A 24123-nucleotide genomic window follows, 5' to 3' on the forward strand; every position below is an offset into this window, starting at 1 on the left:
GAGATGACATAAAAAAAGTGGATTTGCTGTTTTGAGACGAGCAAATCCACTTTTTTATATACAATTTATCACGCCTTCGGATACACCCACCCCTTTCTATACTGGCGGCTAAGGTATTTATTAGCGGTTGGGTCAAGAAAAACTTCTTTTTCTCTATCCCACTCAAGGCTTTTGCCTGATTTCAGAGCAGCCATCCCCAATAAGCTCATATTAGTAGCTTTATGGCCTTTCAGAATATCAGCCAACGGTAATTGTTTAGATTTGATAGACTTTAATAAATCAGCAAAAACCAGATCAATATTCTGTAAATCGGGTAAATTCAAGACAGGGTCCTGATGAATAACCTCTTTCTTCTGGTCTCTCGGGAAAAATGTCCAGCCTTTTGTCCAACCCATGTGGAATGTCCCTTCAGTACCGTGAAAATATACCCCTACTTCTTCGGTTTTTGAAGTGGGTCTTCCGTTTAGTGTACTATGCTCCCAGGTACAGGTAAAATCTTCAAATTCATATACTACAATCTGACTTTCGGGGGAGTTATTATTGTTAGTATTAAACTTGCTACTGGCAATAGAAAATACCTTTTTAGGCGCAATTTCGTCTGTCCACCATAGAATCTGGTCAAACCAGTGCGGCCCCCAATCGCCTACCATCCCATTGGCAAACTCTAAATGGTTACGCCAGTTTCTTGGGTGAATGGTTCGGTTATAAGGCACTAATGGACCCGGACCACACCACATATTCCAGTCTATTTCTGCCGGAGTGGGTTCATCTTCTACCTTTTTACCCTGTCCGAAATTATAGGTTACAAAGGCGCGCACTTCTTTGATTTTACCTACTTTACCCGACTTTAAGAACTCTTGCCCACTCACATTATGTGGGGAATAGCGACGATGAAAACCTGTAATACAGATTTTCTGCGTATCACGGGCAGTTTTTACTATGGCTTTACCCTCGTTGATGGTATGCCCGATTGGCTTTTCTAAATATACGTGTGCGCCAGACTTCATGGCATCAATAGCAATGAGTGCATGCCAGTGGTCAGGTGTAGCATTGATTACGATTTCAGGTTTTTCTTTTTGGAGTAGTTCGTGGTAATTTTTATAAATCTTCGGTTGGTCGTTTGTCAGTTTGTTTATTTCTCCCAGACATTGTTTGATTTGTCGGTCGTCCACATCACAGACAGCCACAATCTGACATTCGCCTGATCTGATGGCTTCTCTTACAATGTTTGTACCCCACCAGCCTGCGCCAATCAGGGCAGTTTTATATTTAGCTTGTGTGGCATAGGTGATAAACGGACGGGAAACTAAAGCCCCTGTAGCTAAGGCAGAAGTACGAATAAAATCTTTACGATTCATGATTTAAAATAAGTGTTTTGAATAGATTTTCAGAAAATTAAGTTTTATCCATTTATCTTGCAAAACAATTTGTAAAAGATTCCCTATATGCTACCTAAACCTGTACTAAAAACCGAAATCCTTGCGGGTGTCTCTACTTTTTTAGCTACGATGTATATCATTGTGGTGAACCCCGCTATTCTGAGCCAATCGGGGATGTCGTTCAATGGCGTACTTACGGCTACTGTTCTGCTTTCCTTTTTTTGTAGCCTTATGATGGGCATCTATGCCAAAAACCCGATTGTAGTAGCACCCGGCATGGGCATGAATGCCTTCTTTACTTTTACAGCCGTAAAAGGCATGGGCATTTCATGGCAGGTGGCATTAGGGGTGGTTTTCTGGGCTGGTATTTTGTTTTTATTGCTCTCTATCTTCAATATCCGCTCACAGATTGTCAAGGCTATTCCTAAGCCTTTGCGCTATGCGATTTCAGCAGGAATCGGGCTTTTTATTACGCTTATCGGTTTTGCTAATGCCAAATTTATTGTGGGCAATCCGGCAACGATTATCGGTATCACAAGCCTGCACGATCCAATTGTCATTACTTTTCTGGTGGGTCTGGCTATCACCATGATTTTATTAGTGAAACGGATTCAGGGAGGTATCATCATTGGTATTTTATTAACTACTCTGTTAGCTATTCCTATTGGCAGATACTGGGGCGATGCCTCTGCTGTCAATTTCGGTCAGAAAACCTTAGTTACCTGGCAAGGCATATTTTCAGCGCCTGACTTTAGTTTGCTGTTTCAGTTAGACATTATCAATTCACTGAAAATAAGCCTGATACCCGTTATTTTTGCCTTTGTATTTACCGATTTATTTGACAGCCTTTCTACTTTCGTAGGGGTAGCCGAAGCGGCTAATCTCTATGATAAAGACGGCGAGCCACGCCATATCAAAGAGTCATTATTGACTGATGCAGTAGCTACAACAATGGCTGGTTTATTGGGAACCAGTCCCGGTACGGCTTATATTGAATCAGCAGTAGGGATTAGTCAGGGAGGAAGAACTGGTGTAACTGCCATCACAGCCGGAATACTGTTTTTGCCTTTTATGTTTTTGTCGCCCTTATTGAGTATCATTCCTGCCATTGCTACTGCTCCGGCTCTGATAATAGTGGGAGTATTAATGATAAAACCTATTACCAAAATCAATTGGGATAAGCTGGACGATGCCGTTCCGGCTTTTCTGGCTATGGTGCTGATTCCTTTTACTTATTCTATCACCCAAGGCATTATCTGGGGTTTTCTGGCCTGGACTATCATCAAAATTGCCACCAATCAATCAAAAGAAGTTTCATGGATGCTTATCGTAATTGATATTTTTGCGCTCTGGGCTTTATATTTAGGACATTAAAATCTTCATCAATGAAACATATATATACTCTTTGGATGAAATTACAATATATCATCCCTACGGGATACAGATATTCAGAAAATGTTATTCCTACTACAGATATATCGTCCCTAATGGGACTAAAAATATCCCATAGGGATAGTATATCGGTAGACGAAATGGCTTATTTCAATTCAAAGTCCCGTAGGGACGATATATTATTGCCTTTAAATCTATTTCACTCAATTCGTATATTTTTATTATGCTTTCTATTCAGTAGTTTAACCCCGACATTTGCTCAACGCATTGCGATTTTAGGTGCTATGCCTGAAGAAATTCAGTTGCTGGAATCGGAAATGAGCCATATCAATACCAAAACTGTCCTGGGGTTTCAGTTCAAAACAGGCAAGTTGAATGGTAAAAAAATAGTATTAACCGAAACTGGCATCGGGAAAGTAAATGCTGCTGTAGTAACAACACTGATTATTAAAGAATTTCATCCGGCATCAGTGATTTTTACAGGCATTGCCGGGGGCATTAGTGAAGAACTGAAACAAGGCGATATTGTGATTGGTAATAAGCTGACTTACCACGATTATGGTATGCTAACCAATGAGGGTTTAAGTACCAATGCTACCCGGAATCCCATTACCAAACAGTTGAATCCGCTTTATTTTGCTTCTGATTCACTTTTGGTTTTGCAAGCCCTGAGTGTTGCTAAAGAGGTAACGCTGCAAAAAATGTCGGCAGAAGCTTCTCAACCGAACATAAGTGCCGGAACTATTGTTACAGGAGATACCTTTGTTACTTCAAGTACGGCAGTGGGGCACTTTGAAAAAACATTGCAGGCCAGCGCCACAGAAATGGAAGGAGCGGCGGTGGCTCAGGTTTGTTTTCAGCAGCATATTCCGTTTCTGATTATCAGAAGCATCAGCGATAAGGCTAATGAAAAAGCATCGGTAGATTTTCAGACGTTTAAAAAAATTGCCTCTGATAATTCGGCCACTTTAGTAAAAGAAATACTTAAAAAACTTTAGATAATTACTATTACATGATTTACGATTTTGATGAAGTGATTGACCGCACACAAACGGATAGTGTGAAATGGAAAAGATATGCAGGCAAAGATATTATTCCGCTGTGGGTGGCAGATATGGATTTTAAAGCTTCTCCCGCCATATTGGATGCCTTAGACAAAGTAACCAAAGAAGGGATTATAGGCTACTGGCAAACCCCAGACGAACTGATTGAGGTAACTCTGAAACGCCTCGAAGAACGCCACAACTGGAAAGTACCTAAAGAATGGCTGGTATGGCTACCGGGCATGGTTCCGGGGCTTACGCTCACTTGTATGTGTGTAGGCAATGACGACGACGAAGTAATAACTACTGTGCCGGTTTACGGGCCATTTATAAAAGCCCCGATTGCTGCTAAAAAGAAACTGGTAAAAGTACCAATGAAAGAAGAAAATAATCGTTGGACACTGGATTTTGAGGCAATCAAGGCAGCCATTACTCCTCGCACAAGGATATTTATGTTGTGCAATCCTTATAATCCGGCTGGTACAGTTTTTACGAGAGAGGAGTTACAGACGCTGGTGGATATTTGCATAGCTCACAATATTGTGATTTGTGCCGATGAAATCCATTGCGATTTGATTCTGGATGAAACCAAAAAGCATATTTCTATCGCTACCCTGAGCCCGGAGGCTGAAAAGCTTACGGTAACCTTATTGGCCCCAAGCAAGACTTTTAATATAGCAGGTTTAGGGTGTTCGTTTGCCGTTATTCCTGATGCTGAATTGCGAGCCAAATATGCCAGTTTGCGTTATATATTGGAGCCAATGGTTTCGGCGTATGGCTATTATGCAGCTCTGGCGGCTTATAAAGATAGTGAAGAATGGCACCAACAATTGTTGGCATATCTGCGCAAAAACCATGAGTACATTCTGAAAGAGATGAATGGTTTCAAAGGTTTTAAGATGTTGCCATTAGAGGCTACTTATCTGGCATGGATAGATGTGCGTGAAACAGGTATCGAAAATCTGGCAGAGAAACTTGAAGAGGCAGGTGTGGGGATTTCGGAAGGAGAAATGTTCTTTGATGGCAAAGGTTTTATTCGTCTGAATTTTGGTACGCAAATGAGTAATTTAGTGGAAGCGGTTAGAAGAATGAAGACTGTAGTGGAATTGAAGTAGGAATTATGCCACAACTCTATATCATAGCTGGTTGCAATGGTGCGGCAAAACAACTGCCTCTTATGCAACTTTGCCGGAGATACTCAACTGTCGAGAGTTTGTAAATGCGGATAATATTGCAGCAGGGCTCTCGCCTTTCAATCCTGAAAACGTGGCTATTGAAGCTGGGAGAATCATGCTGCAACATATTCATACCTTAATGACAGAGGAAATTACTTTTGCTCTTGAAACAACACTAGCGACCAAAAGTTATGTTTCTTTAATAAAAAAGGCAAAATTGCAAGGTTATGAAATTACTTTAGCTTTTTTCTGGCTTGCTTCACCAAAAGTAGCGCAAGAAAGAGTTTTACTGAGAGTAGAAAGTGGTGGTCATAATATACCCCCAGAAACAATACAAAGAAGATATTTTAGAGGCATACAAAATCTTTTTAAACTATATTTACCAGTAGTAGACAGAGCAATAATTATTGATAATTCTAATGATTTTCCTGAAATAATTGATAGGAAAGAAAGAAATGATTTTTTGGATATTATTGATGATGATATTTGGAAAGCACTAAACAGTCAAAAAGATGAAATCGACGGAATTTAGTGAGCAGTTCATGTATGGACTAAATCTCGCAATTAAGAGACTTATAGAAAAAAAAGCTCTCTTAAATGAGTCTCTTGTTATTAGTGACAAGGATGGGAATATTCAAAAAATTCCTGCAAAAGAGCTACTAAAAAAGCATCAAAGTAATAACACATTAAATGCTGATCAATCGTTATAAAGGTTGATTTTCCAACTAAAGAAGAAAATACTTCTATTTTAGTAAAACACAACTCCACATGCACGAAATTGAACCCTTTTATAACTGGCAGAGATATTATTCTGCCGAAGAAGATGAGCGATCGCCATTCTATGGCCGCACGTACGGGATAGAATATGAAGATACCATTTACGGCTATTACATTGACCCAAACTGGGATAGCATAGAATCTGAAACCTTATATTGTAAACTTCTGATGGCCGATTATGACCTCCGCTACGCGGTTATTGAGCTATTCGGCGAATGGAATGATACCCTGCATAATGATGTGATGTGGCTGAAACGGAACGTAATAGACCACTTAACCAGAGAAGGCATTAATCAATACATTCTGATAGGAGAAAATCTCTTTCAGTTTCATGGAGGTGAAGAGGATTATTATGAGGAATGGTTTGAAGATGTAGAAGACGGTTGGATAGCGGCTGTAAATTTCCCCAATTTCATTTTAGAAGAATTCAAGCGATACCATATTGATTCTTATATCAATTCAGGTGGCACGCTACAGATGATTGACAACTGGCGGACCATGAAACCTCATTTATTTTATGAGGTAGTGAAGGGGTTGATTATGAGACGGTTGGGGTGATTATGTGTACATTAATCTATAAATGATTAATCTAAGTCAAAATTTTACAATTTCGGGCATAGATTAATCATTTTGTATTAGAAAGTTATCTTTTTATCTCAAAGCAAAAATCATTGGATTAAGAGTATCTGTTTTTTTGAAAATAGCATTATACCAATACTCCTCTGCTCTAACATCTCCAAGGCTTAATGGTTTATTATAAACAAATCTTCCAATAATAAAGATATTTTCATTGTCAACTAACAATTCATTCTCAAGTATATTACTTTCAGAACTATGTATCCAAAAGCTTTCTCCATTTGCACTACCTTTCCAGTAAATACTTTTTGATAAGAGACATAGCATTACTTCAGTTTGATCAAAAAGTTTAAAGAATATAGGAAAATCCTCGCTACCAACTATAAGTTTTTCTCTTGGCACTATTTTAGTTTCGTCAATTCGAGCAGAATTAGTATTATTTCTTAAAACAGTGTTAGTTCCTCTATATTGAAGAATAACCTTACCCTTTATACTCGATTCTTTTTGTATTTCTAATGAGTGAAAATTAGGTGAGTTATTAAAGCAAACCATTACTCCATTAATTTCTTTTTGAATAAAATTAAAGTTGTTAATTAGAAACCTTACAATTTCATTCGTTGTAGGAATATCATCACTATTATTTTTAAATCCAAAGGAACGAAAATAGTGTTTATTTGCCCGTGCCCAATCCTTTGGTGTTGTAATAATTTCTTCTCCATTAACGAAGTATTTTAATACATGCTTCATATATTTTTGTCTTTTTTGAGCCATTATAGTAATATTTAAGGTTTTTTATCTAAGAATAATTAAGAAAAAAAGCCTTGTCAAGTACATTTTAATATTTTTCTCAAAAATTATCACTTCATCAACTTCCTATCTTTCAACCAATCTTCCAAACGGAATGCCCAGGTTTCTACAGGGCCTCTGTTTTGTTTTTTTAAGCCATAGCCATGACCGCCTTTTTCGTAGATGTGCATTTCTACAGGTACTTTGTTTTTCTTACAGGCTAAGAAATACGCAATGCTATTTTCTGGTTGAACCCAGTCATCAGTTGTGCTTACCAGGAATGTAGGTGGGGTATCCTTCGTTACCTGTTTGTCATTTGAATACAATTCTATTTTATCAACCGGAGGATTTTTGCCAATCAGATTATCTCTTGAGCCTAAATGCCCGATTCTATCATTAAATGATATTACCGGATAAATCAATAAAGAGAAATCAGGTCTTACACTAACTGATGGGTCAGTTATTTCTCCTACCTGAGTATTGAAATGGGTTGAAGCCGTAGAAGCTAAGTGTCCACCGGCCGAAAAGCCCATGATACCTATTTTATCAGGCGCAACTCCATATTTTGCCGCATTTTTGCGTATCAGTCTGATGGCCTGCTGGGCATCCTGTAAAGGTCTGATTTCGTCGTTATCAAACAAATCTTCCTGTGGCAAACGATACTTTAATACAAAGGCTGTCATGCCATGTGCATTAAACCATTTAGCAATGTCATGTCCCTCATGGTCGATAGCCAGAATGCTGTAGCCACCACCGGGGCATATAATTACTGTGGCATCAGAGGTTTTTTTCTTTGCCGGATACACAATCAAAGCAGGTTGGGTTACATCTCTCACACGTGTAATACCATCGGTAGTTTTAGCATCTTCCGGTACTTGCTTTCCAGTCGATCCCGGTGCAGTGCCTGTATAAAGCAGAATAGTTTCGTTTTGGGCAAAAAGATCAGACATAAGTGTCATGGCGAATAGCATTAAAAACAATTTTTTCATTGAGCGATTTTTTGATAGGGTGAATATTGGAGCAGGTTTTCACCGGCTCATGGATGGTTATTTTACAAAGTTGAAAAAAAATATTGTTTCTGACACTTTTCTACTAATATTGTATAGCTATTTCTTTTTCTTATGCTTCCTGCCTTAGAAAACTATCTCCAGTTTATTCAGCAAATCCATCCGCTTTCTCAAGAAAGTATCGAAGCACTTGTACCTTTTTTAGTACCAAAAAATTTTGCCCGAAAAGATTTTTTAGTGCATCAGGGTAACGTTTCTGATGAATTACATTTTATTGTTTCGGGCTGTGTACGTGAATACTTTGAAGATGCCAATGCTAATGAAATCAATACATGGTTCGGTTTCGAAAATGCCATAGCTGTTTCTACATATAGTTTTTTCTCGCAGAAACCCAGCTTAACCAATATTCAGGCATTAGAAGACACCGAAACGATTGTTATTAAACATGAAGACCTGCAAAAACTCTTCAATCAGTTTCATGAAATCGAAAGATTGGGGCGGCTGTTGGCAGAACAATACCTGGTGCAGATTGAAGAAATAAAAATCATTCTGCAAACCCTATCGGCCAGACAACGGTATGAATACCTGCTCCAGAACAAACCTGAATTTATCAAGCGCATTCCTCTCAAATATCTGGCTTCTTTCTTAGGCATCAAACTCGAAACATTGAGCCGGGTAAGAGGGCAGAAATAAAAAATAGCAGACCTGCCGAAGCTAATCTGCTATTAACAACTACCCTCTAACCTATTTCAGAAACTGTTTGAGTTAATCTTGTTATGCTCAAACAGTTTCTTAATCGCAATACGTATTGGACTTTATTCTTACTCTACCCGATGTGGGGCTAAAATGTGTTCCCTCTTTAAGCGTTACTTTTTTGGCCTGTATATGCATCACGGCCGCTCCCGTTACAGAATAGGGGTCATTGGTATAATTACTTAAAATCAAATGATCCCGAGCGGTCTGATGCCACTCTCCTGTATTATAAAGGACCGCTGAATTAGAACCTGTAGGCCGGTAGACAATATCATGTGCCGTGATACTCTGAAGTCCGGCATTAACAGCAATCATTGCCCTCATACGTGCCCCTTGTCCGGCAGTAAAGGCGTTTCTGCAAATAAAATTCCCATATCCCATCATATTCGATGTCATTGGTGCGTAAGCTACCCCACAGGCATCTGTATTACCTCCGATATAATTACATGAGCCATTCACCCCGCCATCATCATCGGCAGGTGTATCGCACAGCAAATCCCCATCATTCTCGCAATCATAACAAGCATTGCCACTATTTCTGGTTACGTTTTCTGCACCAAAATACGTTTCGAAAGTATGATACAAACCGAGGCAGTGTCCGGCTTCGTGCCCCATTGTGGCAATATTGTAGGCTTGCCCATCAAGGCTCAGATAAGTATTAGGAATTGCATAGGCATTGCCGTTACCATCCATAGCTCTATGAATAAAAATATTAAGACAGCCAGAGATTAAATAGGGGGCTAACTCGCCTTCTTCGGTTTCTGTATCCTGGGTGTTCAGATCAGTATTGTTTACCTGTCTTATGTTAATCAGCATCATGCAGATATTGTGTGGTTTCATCCTGTCTACCATATACTGAAAATTAGTCATAATATTAGCGTCGTTATCTGCCCTGAGTGTACCATCATTATTGGCAAAAACCGTAATATAAACCCGTACACAATAAGGCGTATTAATAGCCGATATAGTATTAAGGCTATCTTTCTGCTTTTGTGTGAATTTTACTGCGGGTTTTGTAATTCTTGTTTTACATTCAACTTTCTGGGCAAAAATATCTGTATGAAAGAACGCTATTAAACAACCGATGCAGAGTATCTTTTTCATGTTCATAATGTTTTAAAATGGAAGAATAAGTCAGCTTATTTTTTTTCGTCCAGTCTTTTCTTCAAAGCATCAATCTCTTTCTGCTGCTGGATACTATAAAGCGTTAACTCTTCAATTTTCTGCATCATTTTTGTCATTAATTCAGCTACATGAGCTCCCTTTTCCTGCACAGTTCTGGCCGAAGGCACATCAGGCAAATGTTTATTCTCTTTTATAAAAGATTCTACTTCGCTCAAAGATTTTAGTTCAAAGCCCTCATCAAAAACATAATCTGCCCAGCCGGTTTCTACAATTACCTCATTGGCACGTATCACTCCCAAAACATCTAATTTATTATCAGGTGTTGTAGTACCTATTCCTACTCTGCCTCCACCCTGCGCTAAAATAACATTCAGGTTAGTATTATTATTCAGGTAAAGTCCGGTTTCTAAGGCATCTATTTCATTACCATCTATAAGCATATTCTGTGTGCCGCTTGTAATTCTTAAAGCACTTGTAGTACCAGTATTTTCATCACCTAATACGTGTAGCCGGGCTGAGGGGCTAAATGTACCCACGCCTACATCTCCGCTACCTCTTACTGTAAATTTGGTAGAACCGTTATATTCTAATCTCCAATAATTAATTGAGGCTGTTGCGCTCTCCAAATCACTTTGGGCAGTCCAGTAGTTAGCATTCGTATTGGTTGACCAGTTTATTCTTGACCATGACCCTGTGGTATGTATGCGCAAATGCGGGTCAGAATCAGAGCCATCATGCACAATATGTAGCTTGCCTGTCGGAGAAATAGTGCCAATCCCGATTTTCCCATTATGAGCTATTGACATACGAGTAGATAGTAAAGTATTTCCATTTTCAGTGGTAGCAAATTCTATCTTGGTTCCGTTGGCTGTTGTAGTCCAGGTTTCTGCAGACATGAGCCTGATCTGGCTTCTGGTAGGGCTGATTACCGAACTATTGTGTCCTTTACCATCCAAGCTGAGTAAATAAGAACCGTTGACAGTTGTTGAAGGAGCCGCTAAAGTACCTCCATGCCTGATACCCACAATATTGGGTGGGTTCGTACCTTGCAAAACAATATTATCCGTCGAGCTTGACTGTTTGCTGTTGATATTATTAGGTGTAAGGGTCACACTTTGTGCCATAGAAATTTTATAAGAAGCAACAATAAATAATAGGAGGAGAAGTTTTTTCATGATAAAAGGTTGTTTAAAATTCAATAATGCTACAAGTTTATAATCAGTAATCTAAAAAAAATTAAACCATTTATTAAATGGTAAAAGTTTTTACTAAATGGCTGGTTATGTGCTTATAGTCTGTGTATGTATTATAAATAATTTGACATTTATCAAATACTTATCTCAATAAAAAAACCCTATTTTGAACTCGGTTTACCTAATTCTGAAAAAATCATGAGAAAAATCACCTTTTTGCTAAGTTCCCTGTTAATCGCTACCGTCGGTTTTGCACAAAAAGACATCCAGAAAAGTTACCAGACCCAGTTTATCATGGCTGAAAACGGCTCAACTATTCAGTTAGATGAAGGCTCTTTTACTTTCACAGGAAGCCTCTCTATGGAAGGCAAAAAGAATGTAACTATCAAAGGAAAAGGCAAAGACAAAACTATTCTGTCGTTCAAAGGACAAACCGATGGTGCTGAAGGAATAAGGGTTTCTAATGCCGAAAATATTATTATAGAAGACCTGACAGTACAGGATAGTAAAGGCGATGCCGTAAAAACTATGAATGTAAAGGGTATTACATTCAGAAATGTAAAAACTGAATGGACAGGCGCCCCAAAGAAAGAAAATGGCTCTTATGGCTTGTACCCTGTGCAATGCGAAAAAGTATTGATTGAGGGCTGTGAGGCCATTGGTGCTTCTGATGCAGGAATCTACGTGGGCCAGTCGAAAGATATTATTGTCCGTAAATCACGTGCCTATCATAACGTGGCCGGAATTGAAATTGAGAATTCACTGAATGCCGATGTCTATGAAAACGAAGCAACAGAAAATACAGGCGGTATTCTTGTATTTGATCTGCCAGATCTGATTCTGAAAAAAGGCGGCTATACGCGTGTCTACAAAAACAATATTCACCATAACAATCTGCCTAACTTTGCTCCCAAAGGCAATATTGTTGGCAAAGTACCTGATGGCACAGGGGTATTGATTTTAGCAGCTAACAACGTAGAGATATTTGATAATCAGATTATTAATAATAAGTCTGTCAGTACAGGTATTATTTCTTATTTCACTACTGAAAATCCTATCAAAGACCCGACCTATTATCCTTACCCTGTAGCAATTAATATTCATGATAACGTCTATGAGCGTGAACACGTGAAAGCAACCGGAAAAGGTCGTTTCGGGCAAATGTATAAGTTTAAACTACGGTTTGGCAAGAATGTCCCGCATATTCAATGGGATGGTATTGCAGACGAAAAGAATTCTGGTAAAGTTTTGTGTATCAAAAACAATAAGAATGTATCATTTGCCAATTTGGATGTAGAACATAATTTCAAGAATGTTTCGCGTGATGCTACCGTCCATGATTGTAGCCTGGAAAGTCTTAAAATGGCAAAAATTGATTAATCTTAATAGGGAGTAATGCAGGGACGCCCAGTTGGGGAAGCCCAGTGCGTAACCTTTTTACTATACAATGCAAAGATTTTTATCAGTAATAATAGCCCTGAGCATTTTCGGTTTGTCTTCCTTTAATCAGCAGTATTTGCCACAGGAAAACAAGACAATAATGCCCAAGGGGAAACTTTCGGAATATGCCTTTTTTGATGGGAATATATCCGAACAAAAGCCTGCAAAAGGTATAATGCCTTTCTCGCTCAATACACCCTTATTCAGCGATTATGCAGAGAAGCTCCGCTTTGTAAAACTACCCGAAGGTACCAAAGCTATCTATAACGACAAAGAGGTATTAGATTTTCCGGTAGGTACAACACTTATCAAAACCTTTTACTTTCCGAACGATTTCAGAAATACAGAAAAAGGCAGGAGAATCATAGAAACCCGTCTGTTAATGCACGAAACCGATGGTTGGAAAGCTCTGGTATATGTATGGAATGATGAACAGACAGATGCTTATCTGGAAGTAGCAGGCGATACAAAAGAGGTAAGCTATATTGACCTGAACGGCAAAAAGAAAAAACACCCTTACGGTATCCCGAATCTGAACCAGTGCAAGGGTTGTCATAACAGAAACGAACAGATGTCGCCTATTGGCCCATCAGCCCGACAACTGAACGGTACTTACCACGTATGGGGACTACCCGAAGGCATAGAGAATCAGCTGACAGCCTGGCAAAAAACAGGAATCCTGCAAAATTTACCAGCTATTGAACAAGTGCCTAAAGCCCCTATCTGGAATAAACCCGAAACAGGAAGCATTGAAGAAAGAGCACGAATCTGGTTAGATATTAATTGTGCCCATTGCCATCGTTTAGGTGGCCCGGCCCAGACCTCAGGTTTGAATCTGAGTATCCATGAGGCAGACCCATTGGCTATGGGTATTCTTAAAACTCCGGTAGCGGCGGGTCGTGGTTCAGGCAATCGTAAATTTGATATTGTGCCGGGCAAGCCTGATGAGTCAATCTTACTCTACCGCATTGAATCAACCGACCCCGGTGAAATGATGCCCGAAGTAGGGAGAAAAACTATTCATAAAGAAAGTATCGAACTCCTGAAAGAATGGATTAAACAACTAAAAAAGCCTTAGGAGAGCCAGGGTTTATCTTAATGGTTTAAGCCACAAACCGTAGAGACGTAATGCCATACGTCTCTACCCAATCAGATAATTCCTGAAGAACCTTACTTCCCACACCTCACCACATCATTCCATCGCCTTGTCATAATCTTATTTAGTAGTTTTTATATCCGATATAGATTTGTTCATCAAAATCAATAGGGATTATGAAAAAGCTATTATTTATCATCATTTGTCTGCTGACATGCTTTATTGCTTATACTCATCCGGGCATAGGCATTGTTACCAATACGAAGGGCGAGATTTTTTACAGCGATTTATCTCGTGTCTGGAAGGTTTCTGCCGATGGCAAAACCAAAACAATTGTAGTTCCCAAGGTACATACTCACGAACTCTACATGGATAAACAGGATAATCTTTATGGAGAACATCTATGGTATGAAGGTGAAGCCATTGACAAATGGGGACATTTTGTATGGAAATATGACAGCGAAGGCAAATTCATTAAAGTAAAACCCGATACTGAAGGCTTTCTGAGCAATTACAGTTTCACTCGTGACGCACAAGGCAATATGTATTGGATAGAGCGTGGAAAAAAAGAAAGTATCCTGATGAAACGTGACGTAGCAGGAAAAGTATCTATCTTACAAACCCTCAAAACGACTGATGTGAGATGGCAGTATTGTCAGGAAGACGGCACTTTCTTTTATGTAGACGATAACGATCTCTTTAAAATAAAAGATGGCAAAGTAAGTACTGTTTCCTTGAATTTAGATGAGGTAAGAGCGCGTAAAATAAGATTTACCCCCAACCATAGCATTTTTGGTATGTGGACAGACAATGCTGAGAACGTTTATGTAGCTGTATATGAAAACCGAGAAATCCGTAAGATTCAGACCAATGGAAAAGTCTCTGTTGCCTATACTGCTCCAGTAGGCTGGCATCCGACTGGTGGCCTCTTCGATAAAGATGGTAACCTTTGGGTTTTAGAAAACAATTCTGCCAATCAGGTGAGAGTAGTGAAGGTAAATCGTGGTGATTTAGCCAAAGTAGCTTCTGAAAAATCTGATATAAACTTTATGATTTTCAATCTCTTCTGCTTATTGGTTGGCGGTAGTTTACTCTTTTTTCTCATCAGAAAATTCCCGATTATGAAATCATTCCGGCTTATGCTGCAAACTACTTTTTTGATTTGTTTTGTTTCATTCAATTCTCTGGCACAAAACTCTGGCCTTGCCGTTGGCGAAGATGCCCCTGCCTTTGACCCTTATCATGTATCAGGCAAGGACAAAGGAACAAAAACCTGTCCGATGTGTAAATATGGTGCTAAAACCGATGGCCTTATGGTATGGATAAACGACGATTTGCAGAATTACGAAAAGCTATTGAGCTTTTTAGAAGGACAATACCTCACCAAAAACGCCAACAATTGGAAAACTTTTATTGTTTTCATGAATCCCAACCATAAAAAGGAAAGTTTACTGAAACGGCAATTAAGTGATTATACCAGAAAATTAGATCTGAAAAATGTGGCCTTTACTTTTATCAATTCTCCTACTGATACTGAGACCGCTGGAGTTTATGAGATTAACCCTAAAGTTAAAAACACCATTTTTGCTTACAAAAAACGGGTTATTACAAAAAAATTCGTCAATTTCGATACGGGGAATGAGAATTTCAGTGCATTAGTAAATTTTTAATTATTCAACCATAACTGTGTAAAGCAATGAAAAATCAACGATTGCCCTTATTAATCAGCGCATTTAACTTATTGCTGATTCTGTTTATTGCCGCTAAGCCCAGTCAGGAAAATTTCGACAAAATCAGAGTAAAAGAATTTGAACTGGTCGATAAAGCAGGTATTAAACGAGCCTCTCTCAAAACTGAAAATGATGGCTCAGTAATTATGCGAATGATAGACAAAACAGGAACCATCAGAATAAAATTGGGTGCAGACGAAAACGGTTCTGGTTTGGTAATGCTCAACAACTCAACAGAAGTAGGATTTCATGCAGTAGCTAAAAAAGAGAAAACTACCCTTGTATTAGCAGATAAAGACGGCAAAAAAAGAGAATACTAATATGAAAAAAAGCATAAAACATCTCATCATCAGTAGCTTTTGTTTTCTATCAGCTACCATCAGCCTCTCCGCACAGGATGCTAAGCCCTTTGCCACGTATGTAGGCACAAGCCCATGTGGCAACATTCTTAAACCCTTTTTAGGAGTTGCCAATGAGCCGGATTGTGATTTTACCAAATGGACTCTGACGCTCTACCAACCAAAGGCCAACAGGCCTGCCATGGTAAAACTGGTCTATCGATATGGTGTAAGCAAACCTAATACAAGCGGTTTTATGGACGAAAAAAGAGCAGAGTTTGAAGGCCACTGGACTATCCAGAAAGGCACTAAAACAAAACCCAATGCAACGGTTTATCAGGTAACGGTGCACGGTATAGATAAAAATCTACTTTTTGTTAAATTGAGCGATAATTCTATTCATATGCTGGATAGTCAACGAGGGTTGATGATAGGAAATGCCGGCCATAGTTATACCTTTAGCAAAGCAAAACTCTGATTGACTATGAAATATATTATGCTGATATTTATAGGTATTTTAACCGGATTTGAGGTTAATGCTCAAACAAAAGGTGTAGAAAACGAACCTTACCTTACTACTTCATCAAAACCTATTTCTACAGGTAAAGATGTCTATGGTATTTTTGAGGGCAGATGCGCCTGTCAGGAATTAGCGGCAGTATTAAAGAAAGAAATTTCATCAGATTGCTTTAAAACCAAATGGGGGCTTACGCTTTTTCAGAATCCTGATACGCAAGCCCCGAGTACGTATGTTTTAGAGGGTTCATTTTACAGACAAGCCATCCGTAAAGGCAACTGGTATAATATAAAAGGTACAAAGTCAGACCCTGATGACATCGTTTTTGCATTAGAAGCCGACAACCAACAAACAATCTATTTATTGAAAGGAGACGATAATGTATTGTTTTTCTTGGATAATGATAAAAATATTCTGACAGGCAACGAGCTTTTTAACTATACCCTCAACAGGGTTCAGAAGAAACCAGTAGAATGAAAATCAAGCAACTGAAATACTACCTGATTCCTGCATTCTGGCTTATCGTTACCCTCTTGATGATCGGACAAGACCTACTGTTCAGTGCTTTAAAAGGGAATCTGGTGGTATGGACAGATACGCTGATTTTCAAAATCAAGTGGTTGCTATATATTCCTATTACTTTTATTGTATTCTGGTTAGGAGAAAAACTACCTTTGCAGCCTCCTCACCTTATAAAAAACCTATTCTTAAACCTGTTTATTTCTTTAGCAGTCAGTTTTCTGGCTGTGATAGTTTATTCAGTACTTGTTACCTGGTTCTGGAATCTGTTTATCGGGCAAACCCAATTCCCGGTAATTTTAAAAAGGAATTTAGCAGTTTCACTTTTCAATGAGTTTGTCAATTACTGGATTATACTGGCGGCTCATAAAGCCTATACCATCTTCCGGCAGTTTCAACAATCAGAGGTCGATAAAGCCAATCTTGAGAAGCAATTATCTGATGCTAAATTAGGTTTTCTGAAAATGCAGTTACAGCCGCATTTTCTGTTCAATACGCATCATAACATCATCGGCTTAATGCAAAAAGGTGATACTGAAAAAGCCACCAAGATGTTGATGAAATTAAGCGACTTGCTGCGCCTGAGCCTTAGAGAAAACAATGCCGATTTGGTGCCCCTTAAAAACGAAGTACATTTATTGACTTTGTATTTAGATATTCTGAAAGTGCGCTTTGAAGAGCGTCTGGATTATCAGATACTCATCAACAACGAATTACAAAAAGCCTTTGTGCCACCTATGCTCCTGCAACCTTTGGTAGAAAATGCCGTAAAGTATGGTATCGAGCCTTTTGCCAAACAAGGTAAATTAGAAATTTCAGCTCAAAACGGACAGGATAAGCTTAAGCTATCAGTGAAAGATAATGGGATAGAAACGTTTCAGCATTTCAATTTTGGGATTGGACTGATGAATACGCAGGAACGTTTGAAAAATCTTTTTGGAGAGGAGGCGACACTTGATATTGCAAGCAATACACCTGATAATGGCATTACGGTTACCATCATTTTACCTCTTTTGAAATGACCTACAAAGTTCTGATAGCCGACGATGAATCAATAGCCAGAGACATTCTGCAAAAACAATTGCAGGAGTATCCGCAGATTGAAGTAGTGGCTGTTTGCAAAAATGGTAAAGAGGCTTTTGATTCTATTGAAAAGCATCAACCTGATTTGGTTTTCTTAGATATTCAGATGCCGGAACTAAACGGCATTGACCTGGCCAAAAGCCTGAATACTGAAAAACTACCGGTCATTATTTTTGTGACCGCTTTTGATAACTATGCCCTGCAAGCCTTTGAAGCCAATGCTATTGATTATCTGCTGAAACCTTTTGATAAAGAGCGTTTCGACAAGACGTTTCAGAAAGCATTGAAGCAATTGCAATTAACGAATAAAGAAGATTTAACGAACGTTTTTGATAAATACAGCCAGTTTTTTCAACAATTTTCGCAACCTGCTTATCCTGAAATTGTTACGGTAAAAGATGGTGGACGTATCCAATTACTAAAAACCGCTGATCTGATGTATATTGAAGCTGAGGGGAATTATATATCCTTGCAGACCGAAAAATCGAAGCACTTGCTCTATGAAACATTGACGAGTTTTGAGCAGAAACTCAATCCCAAGACTTTTGTTCGTATTCACCGCTCTACTATTGTTAATATTAATTTTATTAAAGAAATACAATCTCATTTCAACGGAGATTATTCAGTATTACTGAAAAACACCAAAGTCCTGCGTATGAGCCGGAATTATAAGGAGAATCTGATTCATTGAATTATTCCTGTCTTGAACTTTGATTTCACTGATTAAATCAAATGACAATCAATTATTGGAGTCATTATTAAATCACAATAATCAGGTAAATCAGTTAAAACGGTCCGCCGTCGCGGCAAAGTTCAAGACGAAATTTTACTAAAAAATCTGTATGTAATACTTGAAATAAGGGTAGATGATAGAGTTTAAGGCTTTATCATTCGGTTAGTTTTTTGTTTAATCTTTATTTCAATTGTTCATTTTTAAACATTTACCACATGAAAAAGTTAGTTCTATTGCTTCTATTACCCTTAGGGCTTTCTGCCCAGAAACAAGTAGGCGGCTCCTGTGAATGCTGCGAAGCTATTTATCAGCGCATGCCCGCAACCCTCTCATGGGAAACCCGGATTTCAGATAAAGACGAAGAAGGAGAACCTATGGAGATTACAGGCATTATCTATCAGAAAGACGGGAAAACCCCTGCCCCAAATGTGATTCTGTATGTGTATCATACCGATGCCAAAGGCAATTATTCGAGAGGTACAGGCGATGCCTGTGCCAAACGTCATGGGAAACTCCGTGGCTGGATGCAAACTGATCATATGGGCCGATACAAGTTTGTCAGTATCAGACCTGCCTCCTACCCCAATGCTACTATTCCGGCACATATTCACCCAACTATTAAAGAGCCAAACAAAAATGAATACTATATTGATGAATATCGCTTTGAGGGAGATAGATTTTTAACTAAAGAAGAAATTGCCAGAGACGAAAATCGTGGGGGTAGCGGCCTCATTAAACTTATCAAAAATGATAAAGGCATCTGGATTGGGAAGCGAGACATTATTCTTGGGAAGAATATTCCGAATTATTAAAAAAATTTGTGGCGCGAACTTCCGGTTCGCGCCACAAATTATCATTTCCTGTCACTATGCCCCAGAGATTTTTCAGGTGCAATAAGGTCTCTCACAAGTTGTTTCAATTCTTTGATTTCAGGGAAATGTCCTTCACGCTTACGGTCAAATATGACCTCCTCATTCAACAATACCTGAAACCTCCCGGCTATTTCGCTGGGGCGCAGGCTAACTTCTCCTAACTCCTCTTCAAAGGTTGTCAGTAATTCCTGCGCCATCCATGCCGAGCGCATCAGCCAATGACATTTGGGGCAATATTCTAAAGTAATTTTTGGTTTCATAGTATTCTACCATGCCACTTGTCATACTGTGGCATGGGTAGGCTTTTATTTCTTCAATGTCGACAAATATTCAACTAAATCTACAAATTCCTGTTTCTGTAATGGAAATTTAGGCATTAATGATTCTTTTAATGCTTCCTGCGAGGCTATTTCTGAACGCTTGTAAGTAGTAGGAGTAGCCGTACCGAGGGCTTTGACAGTAATTTCATTTTCGGTTTTTGTCAGAATCATACAATCTACTTCTGTACCATTTTTCAATTTTACCTTAAAGCCTTCAAAGCCAAAACTAATCCCCTGGCTTGGGTTCATGATAGCCGTATATAAAGCCTCTTTTGATAGTTTGCTCCCGATTTCTGACAACGCCGGGCCGAAATTCACCCCTTCACCTTTACCTAAATGGCAGGTTGCACAATACATTTTAAATACCTCATGCCCTTTATTGGCATCGCCTGTCAGTTTTATCAAATCGCTCACACTCCCCACAGACTTATCGACATCTGCGCCAAACATCTTCATGGCTTCTGTGCGAATATCACCATGCCATGTGCCTAACAACAATTTTTTAGCAATAGGCATTACTTCTTCCGGCACTTTTTTCGCCTTTACCAGTTCCCACAAAATCTCCTCGCTATTCCAGCCATTCATTGCTTGCATAGCCCTTTCGCGTACTGGCAGACTCAGGCTTTTATTATTGAATAAACTTATCAGATAATCAGTTACAGGCTTATCATCAACACTGCCATACATATTAATTGCTTTTAATACTACCTGTTCGTCTTTGTTTCTGGTGAGTTTCTGAAATTCTCCGATACCATTAATTCTTATTTGTGTTCTGGCAGCTTCACCTCCGTAAATACTGTCGGTCATTGCCATATTCACCAATCGTGGCGACTGGTCTTTTAACTGATAACGCTTTACAAGATCAAGGTAATCTGCCGGATTCTGGATACCCTCCAGTACTTTTGGTAACAGGCTGGCATATAACGGGTCTTTTTTTGCACTTTCGATATCCAGGTGTTTAAACACTAAAGTCTTAATATCAGCAGGTGCATTTCCACCGTCCAGCATACTAAACAATACCTTGGTTTTATCAGGGCTTGTCTGGAAATCAAAAGCACGGAAATACCGTAGCTTGTCGCTACCGGTTGCAGTTTTAGATAATTCTGCCAGACGAAAAACATTATCAGTTGAACGGCTTCTCCAGACTATATCTTTCGAGCTATTATCTACTTTCCATTTATCGCCTATGCGGGCTATATACTTAGCAAAAAAAGAATCCCATTGATTATCAGCAGCAATACCTAAAGTCTCCAGATACCAGCGGTCTTTCCCATCATACTGTGTCGCCAAGGTTGTCCAGATATCAGCCGCTTCCGGGCTTGTATTATGGCGAAGTGCTAAAAGAACTTCTCTCCGGATTTGTGGAGAAGGGTCTTCTGATAATTTCTTCAATAGCGCAATATCTGCCATTTTCAACTCACGAGCCAGGCGGATACCTGTTATCCTGATGTCTTCGTCTTTGTCAGCCAGGGCCGCATCAATGTATTTTTTCTCTTCACCTTTGATATTCCCTAACAGCCAAAGGGCTCTTGCCCGCATTCGAGAGTTATCTGATTCCCACAAGTCAACTAAAGCATCTTCGGCTTTTTTCTGCCAGCCGTTGAGTTTTGTCCATGCCAGATAACGTACTGCTAAATTCGGATTCTGCAAGGCTTTTACACAGCCCTCTGGTGTTTCAAAATCAAAGGTTGGCACTGAATAATCTTCACCTCTTGGTGCAATTCTATAAATACGACCACGTAAACTATCACCCATTGCGTGGCCACCTACACCCGGGTCATACCAATCAGCTACGAAAACAGAACCATCTGGTGCCATTGCGACATCTGACGGGCGAAACCATTGGTCTCTCTTTGAGCCATCAAGAATATTGTTAATGGTAGCTTTAAATCCTGCACCGTCTTTTTCTGCGGCATAAGAGCGCACAATATTAGGGCCTGCATCGCAGTGAATCACCTGATTGCGGTATTTTTCAGGCAATAGATCGCCTTCATATACGATCATACCTGTAGGCGAACCGGCACCAGTTTGCAGAAGGTTAGGCATTACCCCCGGGTCGTTCAGATGCCAATGGCGTAGTGGTATTTCGCTTTCCCAGTTGGTGCGACGTTCCTGCCAGCTTGCACCTGTCATTTCATCTTTAAATCCATAGTTACCGAAATCTACCACGTAGTTAATCCGTACACCCTTGTTCCCGTCATCGTCGTTATCCGACTGCCACATTCTACCATATGAATCAACGGCTACTTCATAGTTATTTCTGAAATTCTGTCCTAAAATCTCAACATCTGAGCCATCAGGGTTGCATCTGAAAACCTTTCCTTGTCTGTATGCGGAGAATGGTCTTCCTAAATCATCTTTCAGTTCAACACCATTTTTATCATGCAAGGTTTGTACTTCATTACCTGCATTGAAATACAATTTTCCGTCGGGCCCGAAGCTGAAAGCATGAATTGCATGGTCATGCTGATTTCCGGTCAGATTCGTAAACAGCAAATCTTTTTTGTCTGCTTTATCGTCACCGTTCTCGTCGGTAAATACAAAGACATTAGGGCTACATGAAACAATCACCTTATTGCCCAAAACCGAAATACCCAAAGCAGAGTTAATCTCTTCGCCCTGGTAAAACACGGTGGTTTTATCTGCTTTCCCATCTTTATCTGTATCTTCCAATATCAGAATCCTGTCTCCTTTCTTGTTATAGGGGTTCTGCGGATTCAGTTTATTACGGTAATTATACCCCTCACAAATCCAGACTCTTCCCTTGGCATCAATATCCATATTGGTAGGGTTCATCATCATTGGTTCAGAAGCAAACAAGGTTACCTCCAAATCAGGATCGGCTAATTGTACACCATCAAGGGCATGTTCAACCTTACGTTTGTCTTCGTCTGTCAGTTTCGCATACTCCTCATCAGGCAGCGTTGCAGGAGCTTGTTTACAGGCACTTGCCAGCAATAAAACGGAGAGAGAAAAAATGATTGATTTTTTCATTGTAAATGATTGTCGTTATAGGCTTTGAATAGATAGGCTAAAATTATAGAATAAGTGTTGATTCGACAAATAAAATATTCACTACTCAGTTTTTCAGCGAAACCACTCCTTTTTCTACACCTAAGCCCAGTATATGTTTCGCTCTCAGATAACGGTTGGCATTACCGGCATCATAATTTGCACTTGTGGCATCAAAACTACTGACTCTTACCATTCCTGACGAATGAATAAACTCATTATTACCCAGCCACATACCTACATGTACCACTCTTTCGGGTTTCTCGGGGGTAGCTTTTTCACCAAAGAACAATAAATCGCCTACTTTCAGGTTTTCAAAGGCTACATCTTCACCAACAAAAGCCTGCTGAGAGGCATCTCTTGGCAACAGAATACCATTGGTCTGGTACACCATACGCATATAACCACTACAATCAACCCCTTTCCACGAAGTACCACCCCATAAGTATGGCAAGCCAATCATACGGAAAGCCGTTTTTGTCAGAGCTTCTGGACTTGGTGTGGTCATTTGCTTCCAATCCTGGTATGAAATAGCCTCTCTTTTGGGGATAAATCCTTTTCTGGCATCCGGATATGCTACTTCATAGAAATCGGTTAAAGTATCTTTTACCACAAATAAATCGCCCCAGGTAAGGTCAGAAACTGTTTGTGTGTTTTCGTCAGCACTGGTATAAGCAAAACCAAATGGCCTGGCAAACATAAGTTTCATCTGACTCTGATAAGTATCAATTTCGGCTTTAAGTTTGCGTTTAATTGTACTTCCGTCTACCCAGCCTATATAATGGTCAGGGGTTTGTACCAGATACCAGTTCCGATCTTTTTCCAGTACTTTCAGGCTTGTGCCCAACAATGCCTGCGTGGCCAACTCAGCCGATTCTCTGGGCATACTACGAATATTGGCTACCGATACATTTACCAGAGCAAAGATTTTGCCTTCTAATTCTTCTTCATCTGGCAGCACTCTGATTTCTTCGGGTATCGCGTAGCCACTGGTATGCAAACGATTTAATAATTCTTTTTTGGCTAACGGAAGATTGGTTTTACCAACTAATAGATTGCTGTCTAATGCTATCTGAAAAACAGTTGTCCGTTTATCAGGTGCATATTTTTTCTTCACCTGCTCAATAATTGCCTGAACAGTAGGGTGAGTGGCAGGTATCTGATTTATCTGGGCAAAAAGCGTGTTGCTGAGACCAATCAATACAAATAATACATAAAGTTTAGTGCGCGTGTTTAGGGGATAATACATTGGGTATA

General features: G+C 39.4%; 24 protein-coding genes. 16 read left to right on the forward strand and 8 right to left on the reverse strand.

The genetic code is table 11. From position 1 onward, the window contains the following. Positions 1 to 68: 68 nt before the first annotated feature. Positions 69 to 1358, reverse strand: coding sequence for a Gfo/Idh/MocA family protein (locus tag H1R81_RS17670; RefSeq protein ID WP_181842078.1), 1290 nt, complete (start codon positions 1356 to 1358; stop codon positions 69 to 71). An 87-nt stretch (positions 1359 to 1445) separates the two neighbouring features. On the opposite strand from H1R81_RS17670, the gene H1R81_RS17675 reads away from it, so the two are divergent. From H1R81_RS17675 to H1R81_RS17700, 6 genes are all read left to right on the forward strand, one after another. Next, positions 1446 to 2753 (forward strand): NCS2 family permease, encoded by a 1308-nt coding sequence (locus tag H1R81_RS17675; protein WP_181842079.1) that lies wholly within the window; start codon positions 1446 to 1448, stop codon positions 2751 to 2753. 11 nt (positions 2754 to 2764) lie between these two features. Then, complete coding sequence (locus tag H1R81_RS17680) at positions 2765 to 3769, forward strand: 5'-methylthioadenosine/adenosylhomocysteine nucleosidase (RefSeq protein WP_229251157.1); 1005 nt, start codon at positions 2765 to 2767, stop codon at positions 3767 to 3769. A gap of 14 nt (positions 3770 to 3783) precedes the next feature. Beyond that, positions 3784 to 4929 (forward strand): MalY/PatB family protein, encoded by a 1146-nt coding sequence (locus tag H1R81_RS17685; RefSeq protein ID WP_181842080.1) that lies wholly within the window; start codon positions 3784 to 3786, stop codon positions 4927 to 4929. A gap of 70 nt (positions 4930 to 4999) precedes the next feature. Continuing rightward, positions 5000 to 5521, forward strand: coding sequence for a zeta toxin family protein (locus tag H1R81_RS17690; RefSeq protein WP_229251158.1), 522 nt, complete (start codon positions 5000 to 5002; stop codon positions 5519 to 5521). After that, positions 5502 to 5699, forward strand: a complete 198-nt coding sequence (locus H1R81_RS17695) for a hypothetical protein (protein ID WP_181842081.1) — start codon at positions 5502 to 5504, stop codon at positions 5697 to 5699. Before H1R81_RS17690 ends, H1R81_RS17695 begins: the two co-directional genes overlap by 20 nt. 58 nt (positions 5700 to 5757) lie before the next feature. Further along, positions 5758 to 6324 carry a hypothetical protein gene (locus tag H1R81_RS17700; RefSeq protein WP_181842082.1) on the forward strand — a complete coding sequence of 189 codons (567 nt, stop codon included), beginning with the start codon at positions 5758 to 5760 and terminating at the stop codon, positions 6322 to 6324. A gap of 93 nt (positions 6325 to 6417) precedes the next feature. Here the strand turns inward: H1R81_RS17700 and H1R81_RS17705 are convergent, their stop codons facing one another. Together H1R81_RS17705 and H1R81_RS17710 are read right to left on the reverse strand one after the other, a co-directional pair. Further along, the gene (locus H1R81_RS17705; RefSeq protein WP_181842083.1) at positions 6418 to 7113 is read right to left on the reverse strand and encodes a hypothetical protein; all 696 of its coding nucleotides are present in this window, start codon (positions 7111 to 7113) and stop codon (positions 6418 to 6420) included. A gap of 86 nt (positions 7114 to 7199) precedes the next feature. Continuing rightward, positions 7200 to 8117, reverse strand: coding sequence for an alpha/beta hydrolase (locus tag H1R81_RS17710; RefSeq protein ID WP_181842084.1), 918 nt, complete (start codon positions 8115 to 8117; stop codon positions 7200 to 7202). A 132-nt stretch (positions 8118 to 8249) separates the two neighbouring features. Here H1R81_RS17710 and H1R81_RS17715 point away from each other — a divergent pair, with 132 nt between their 5' ends. Then, positions 8250 to 8828, forward strand: a complete 579-nt coding sequence (locus H1R81_RS17715; RefSeq protein ID WP_181842085.1) for a Crp/Fnr family transcriptional regulator — start codon at positions 8250 to 8252, stop codon at positions 8826 to 8828. Between the two features lie 99 nt (positions 8829 to 8927). Here the strand turns inward: H1R81_RS17715 and H1R81_RS17720 are convergent, their stop codons facing one another. Both H1R81_RS17720 and H1R81_RS17725 read right to left on the reverse strand, forming a co-directional pair. Beyond that, entirely contained in the window at positions 8928 to 9992 is a 1065-nt protein-coding gene (locus tag H1R81_RS17720; RefSeq protein WP_181842086.1) for a M43 family zinc metalloprotease, read from the reverse strand. Positions 9993 to 10027: 35 nt separating this feature from the next. Then, positions 10028 to 11188 carry a hypothetical protein gene (locus tag H1R81_RS17725; protein ID WP_181842087.1) on the reverse strand — a complete coding sequence of 387 codons (1161 nt, stop codon included), beginning with the start codon at positions 11186 to 11188 and terminating at the stop codon, positions 10028 to 10030. A 216-nt stretch (positions 11189 to 11404) separates the two neighbouring features. Between H1R81_RS17725 and H1R81_RS17730 the strand changes: the two genes are divergently transcribed. The 9 genes from H1R81_RS17730 to H1R81_RS17770 all read left to right on the forward strand — a co-directional run bounded on the left by H1R81_RS17730 (position 11405) and on the right by H1R81_RS17770 (position 19474). Continuing rightward, complete coding sequence (locus tag H1R81_RS17730; protein ID WP_181842088.1) at positions 11405 to 12586, forward strand: parallel beta-helix domain-containing protein; 1182 nt, start codon at positions 11405 to 11407, stop codon at positions 12584 to 12586. 67 nt (positions 12587 to 12653) lie between these two features. Continuing rightward, entirely contained in the window at positions 12654 to 13724 is a 1071-nt protein-coding gene (locus H1R81_RS17735; protein WP_181842089.1) for an SO2930 family diheme c-type cytochrome, read from the forward strand. Between the two features lie 194 nt (positions 13725 to 13918). Beyond that, positions 13919 to 15412, forward strand: a complete 1494-nt coding sequence (locus H1R81_RS17740) for an SMP-30/gluconolactonase/LRE family protein (RefSeq protein WP_181842090.1) — start codon at positions 13919 to 13921, stop codon at positions 15410 to 15412. Between the two features lie 26 nt (positions 15413 to 15438). Beyond that, positions 15439 to 15792, forward strand: coding sequence for a hypothetical protein (locus H1R81_RS17745; RefSeq protein WP_181842091.1), 354 nt, complete (start codon positions 15439 to 15441; stop codon positions 15790 to 15792). A gap of 1 nt (position 15793) precedes the next feature. Beyond that, positions 15794 to 16288 carry a hypothetical protein gene (locus H1R81_RS17750; protein WP_181842092.1) on the forward strand — a complete coding sequence of 165 codons (495 nt, stop codon included), beginning with the start codon at positions 15794 to 15796 and terminating at the stop codon, positions 16286 to 16288. A 6-nt stretch (positions 16289 to 16294) separates the two neighbouring features. Further along, positions 16295 to 16804, forward strand: coding sequence for a hypothetical protein (locus H1R81_RS17755; RefSeq protein WP_181842093.1), 510 nt, complete (start codon positions 16295 to 16297; stop codon positions 16802 to 16804). Continuing rightward, entirely contained in the window at positions 16801 to 17868 is a 1068-nt protein-coding gene (locus tag H1R81_RS17760; protein ID WP_181842094.1) for a sensor histidine kinase, read from the forward strand. Before H1R81_RS17755 ends, H1R81_RS17760 begins: the two co-directional genes overlap by 4 nt. Continuing rightward, complete coding sequence (locus H1R81_RS17765) at positions 17865 to 18620, forward strand: LytTR family DNA-binding domain-containing protein (RefSeq protein ID WP_181842095.1); 756 nt, start codon at positions 17865 to 17867, stop codon at positions 18618 to 18620. The genes H1R81_RS17760 and H1R81_RS17765 overlap by 4 nt, the downstream gene beginning before the upstream one ends. Before the next feature lie 257 nt (positions 18621 to 18877). Further along, entirely contained in the window at positions 18878 to 19474 is a 597-nt protein-coding gene (locus H1R81_RS17770) for an intradiol ring-cleavage dioxygenase (protein ID WP_181842096.1), read from the forward strand. A 41-nt stretch (positions 19475 to 19515) separates the two neighbouring features. On the opposite strand, the gene H1R81_RS17775 is transcribed toward H1R81_RS17770, so the two are convergent. The 3 genes from H1R81_RS17775 to H1R81_RS17785 all read right to left on the reverse strand — a co-directional run bounded on the left by H1R81_RS17775 (position 19516) and on the right by H1R81_RS17785 (position 24115). Further along, a complete protein-coding gene (locus H1R81_RS17775; RefSeq protein ID WP_181842097.1) occupies positions 19516 to 19794 on the reverse strand; it encodes a SelT/SelW/SelH family protein in 279 nt (92 codons plus the stop codon). 45 nt (positions 19795 to 19839) lie between these two features. Beyond that, positions 19840 to 22848: a PVC-type heme-binding CxxCH protein gene (locus H1R81_RS17780; RefSeq protein ID WP_181842098.1), complete on the reverse strand. Its 3009-nt coding sequence runs from the start codon at positions 22846 to 22848 to the stop codon at positions 19840 to 19842. 85 nt (positions 22849 to 22933) lie between these two features. Then, positions 22934 to 24115 (reverse strand): C40 family peptidase, encoded by a 1182-nt coding sequence (locus H1R81_RS17785; protein ID WP_181842099.1) that lies wholly within the window; start codon positions 24113 to 24115, stop codon positions 22934 to 22936. Positions 24116 to 24123 lie beyond the last annotated feature (8 nt).

Origin of the sequence: Emticicia sp. BO119, assembly GCF_013912375.1 — a bacterium.
Taxonomy (GTDB): domain Bacteria; phylum Bacteroidota; class Bacteroidia; order Cytophagales; family Spirosomataceae; genus Emticicia.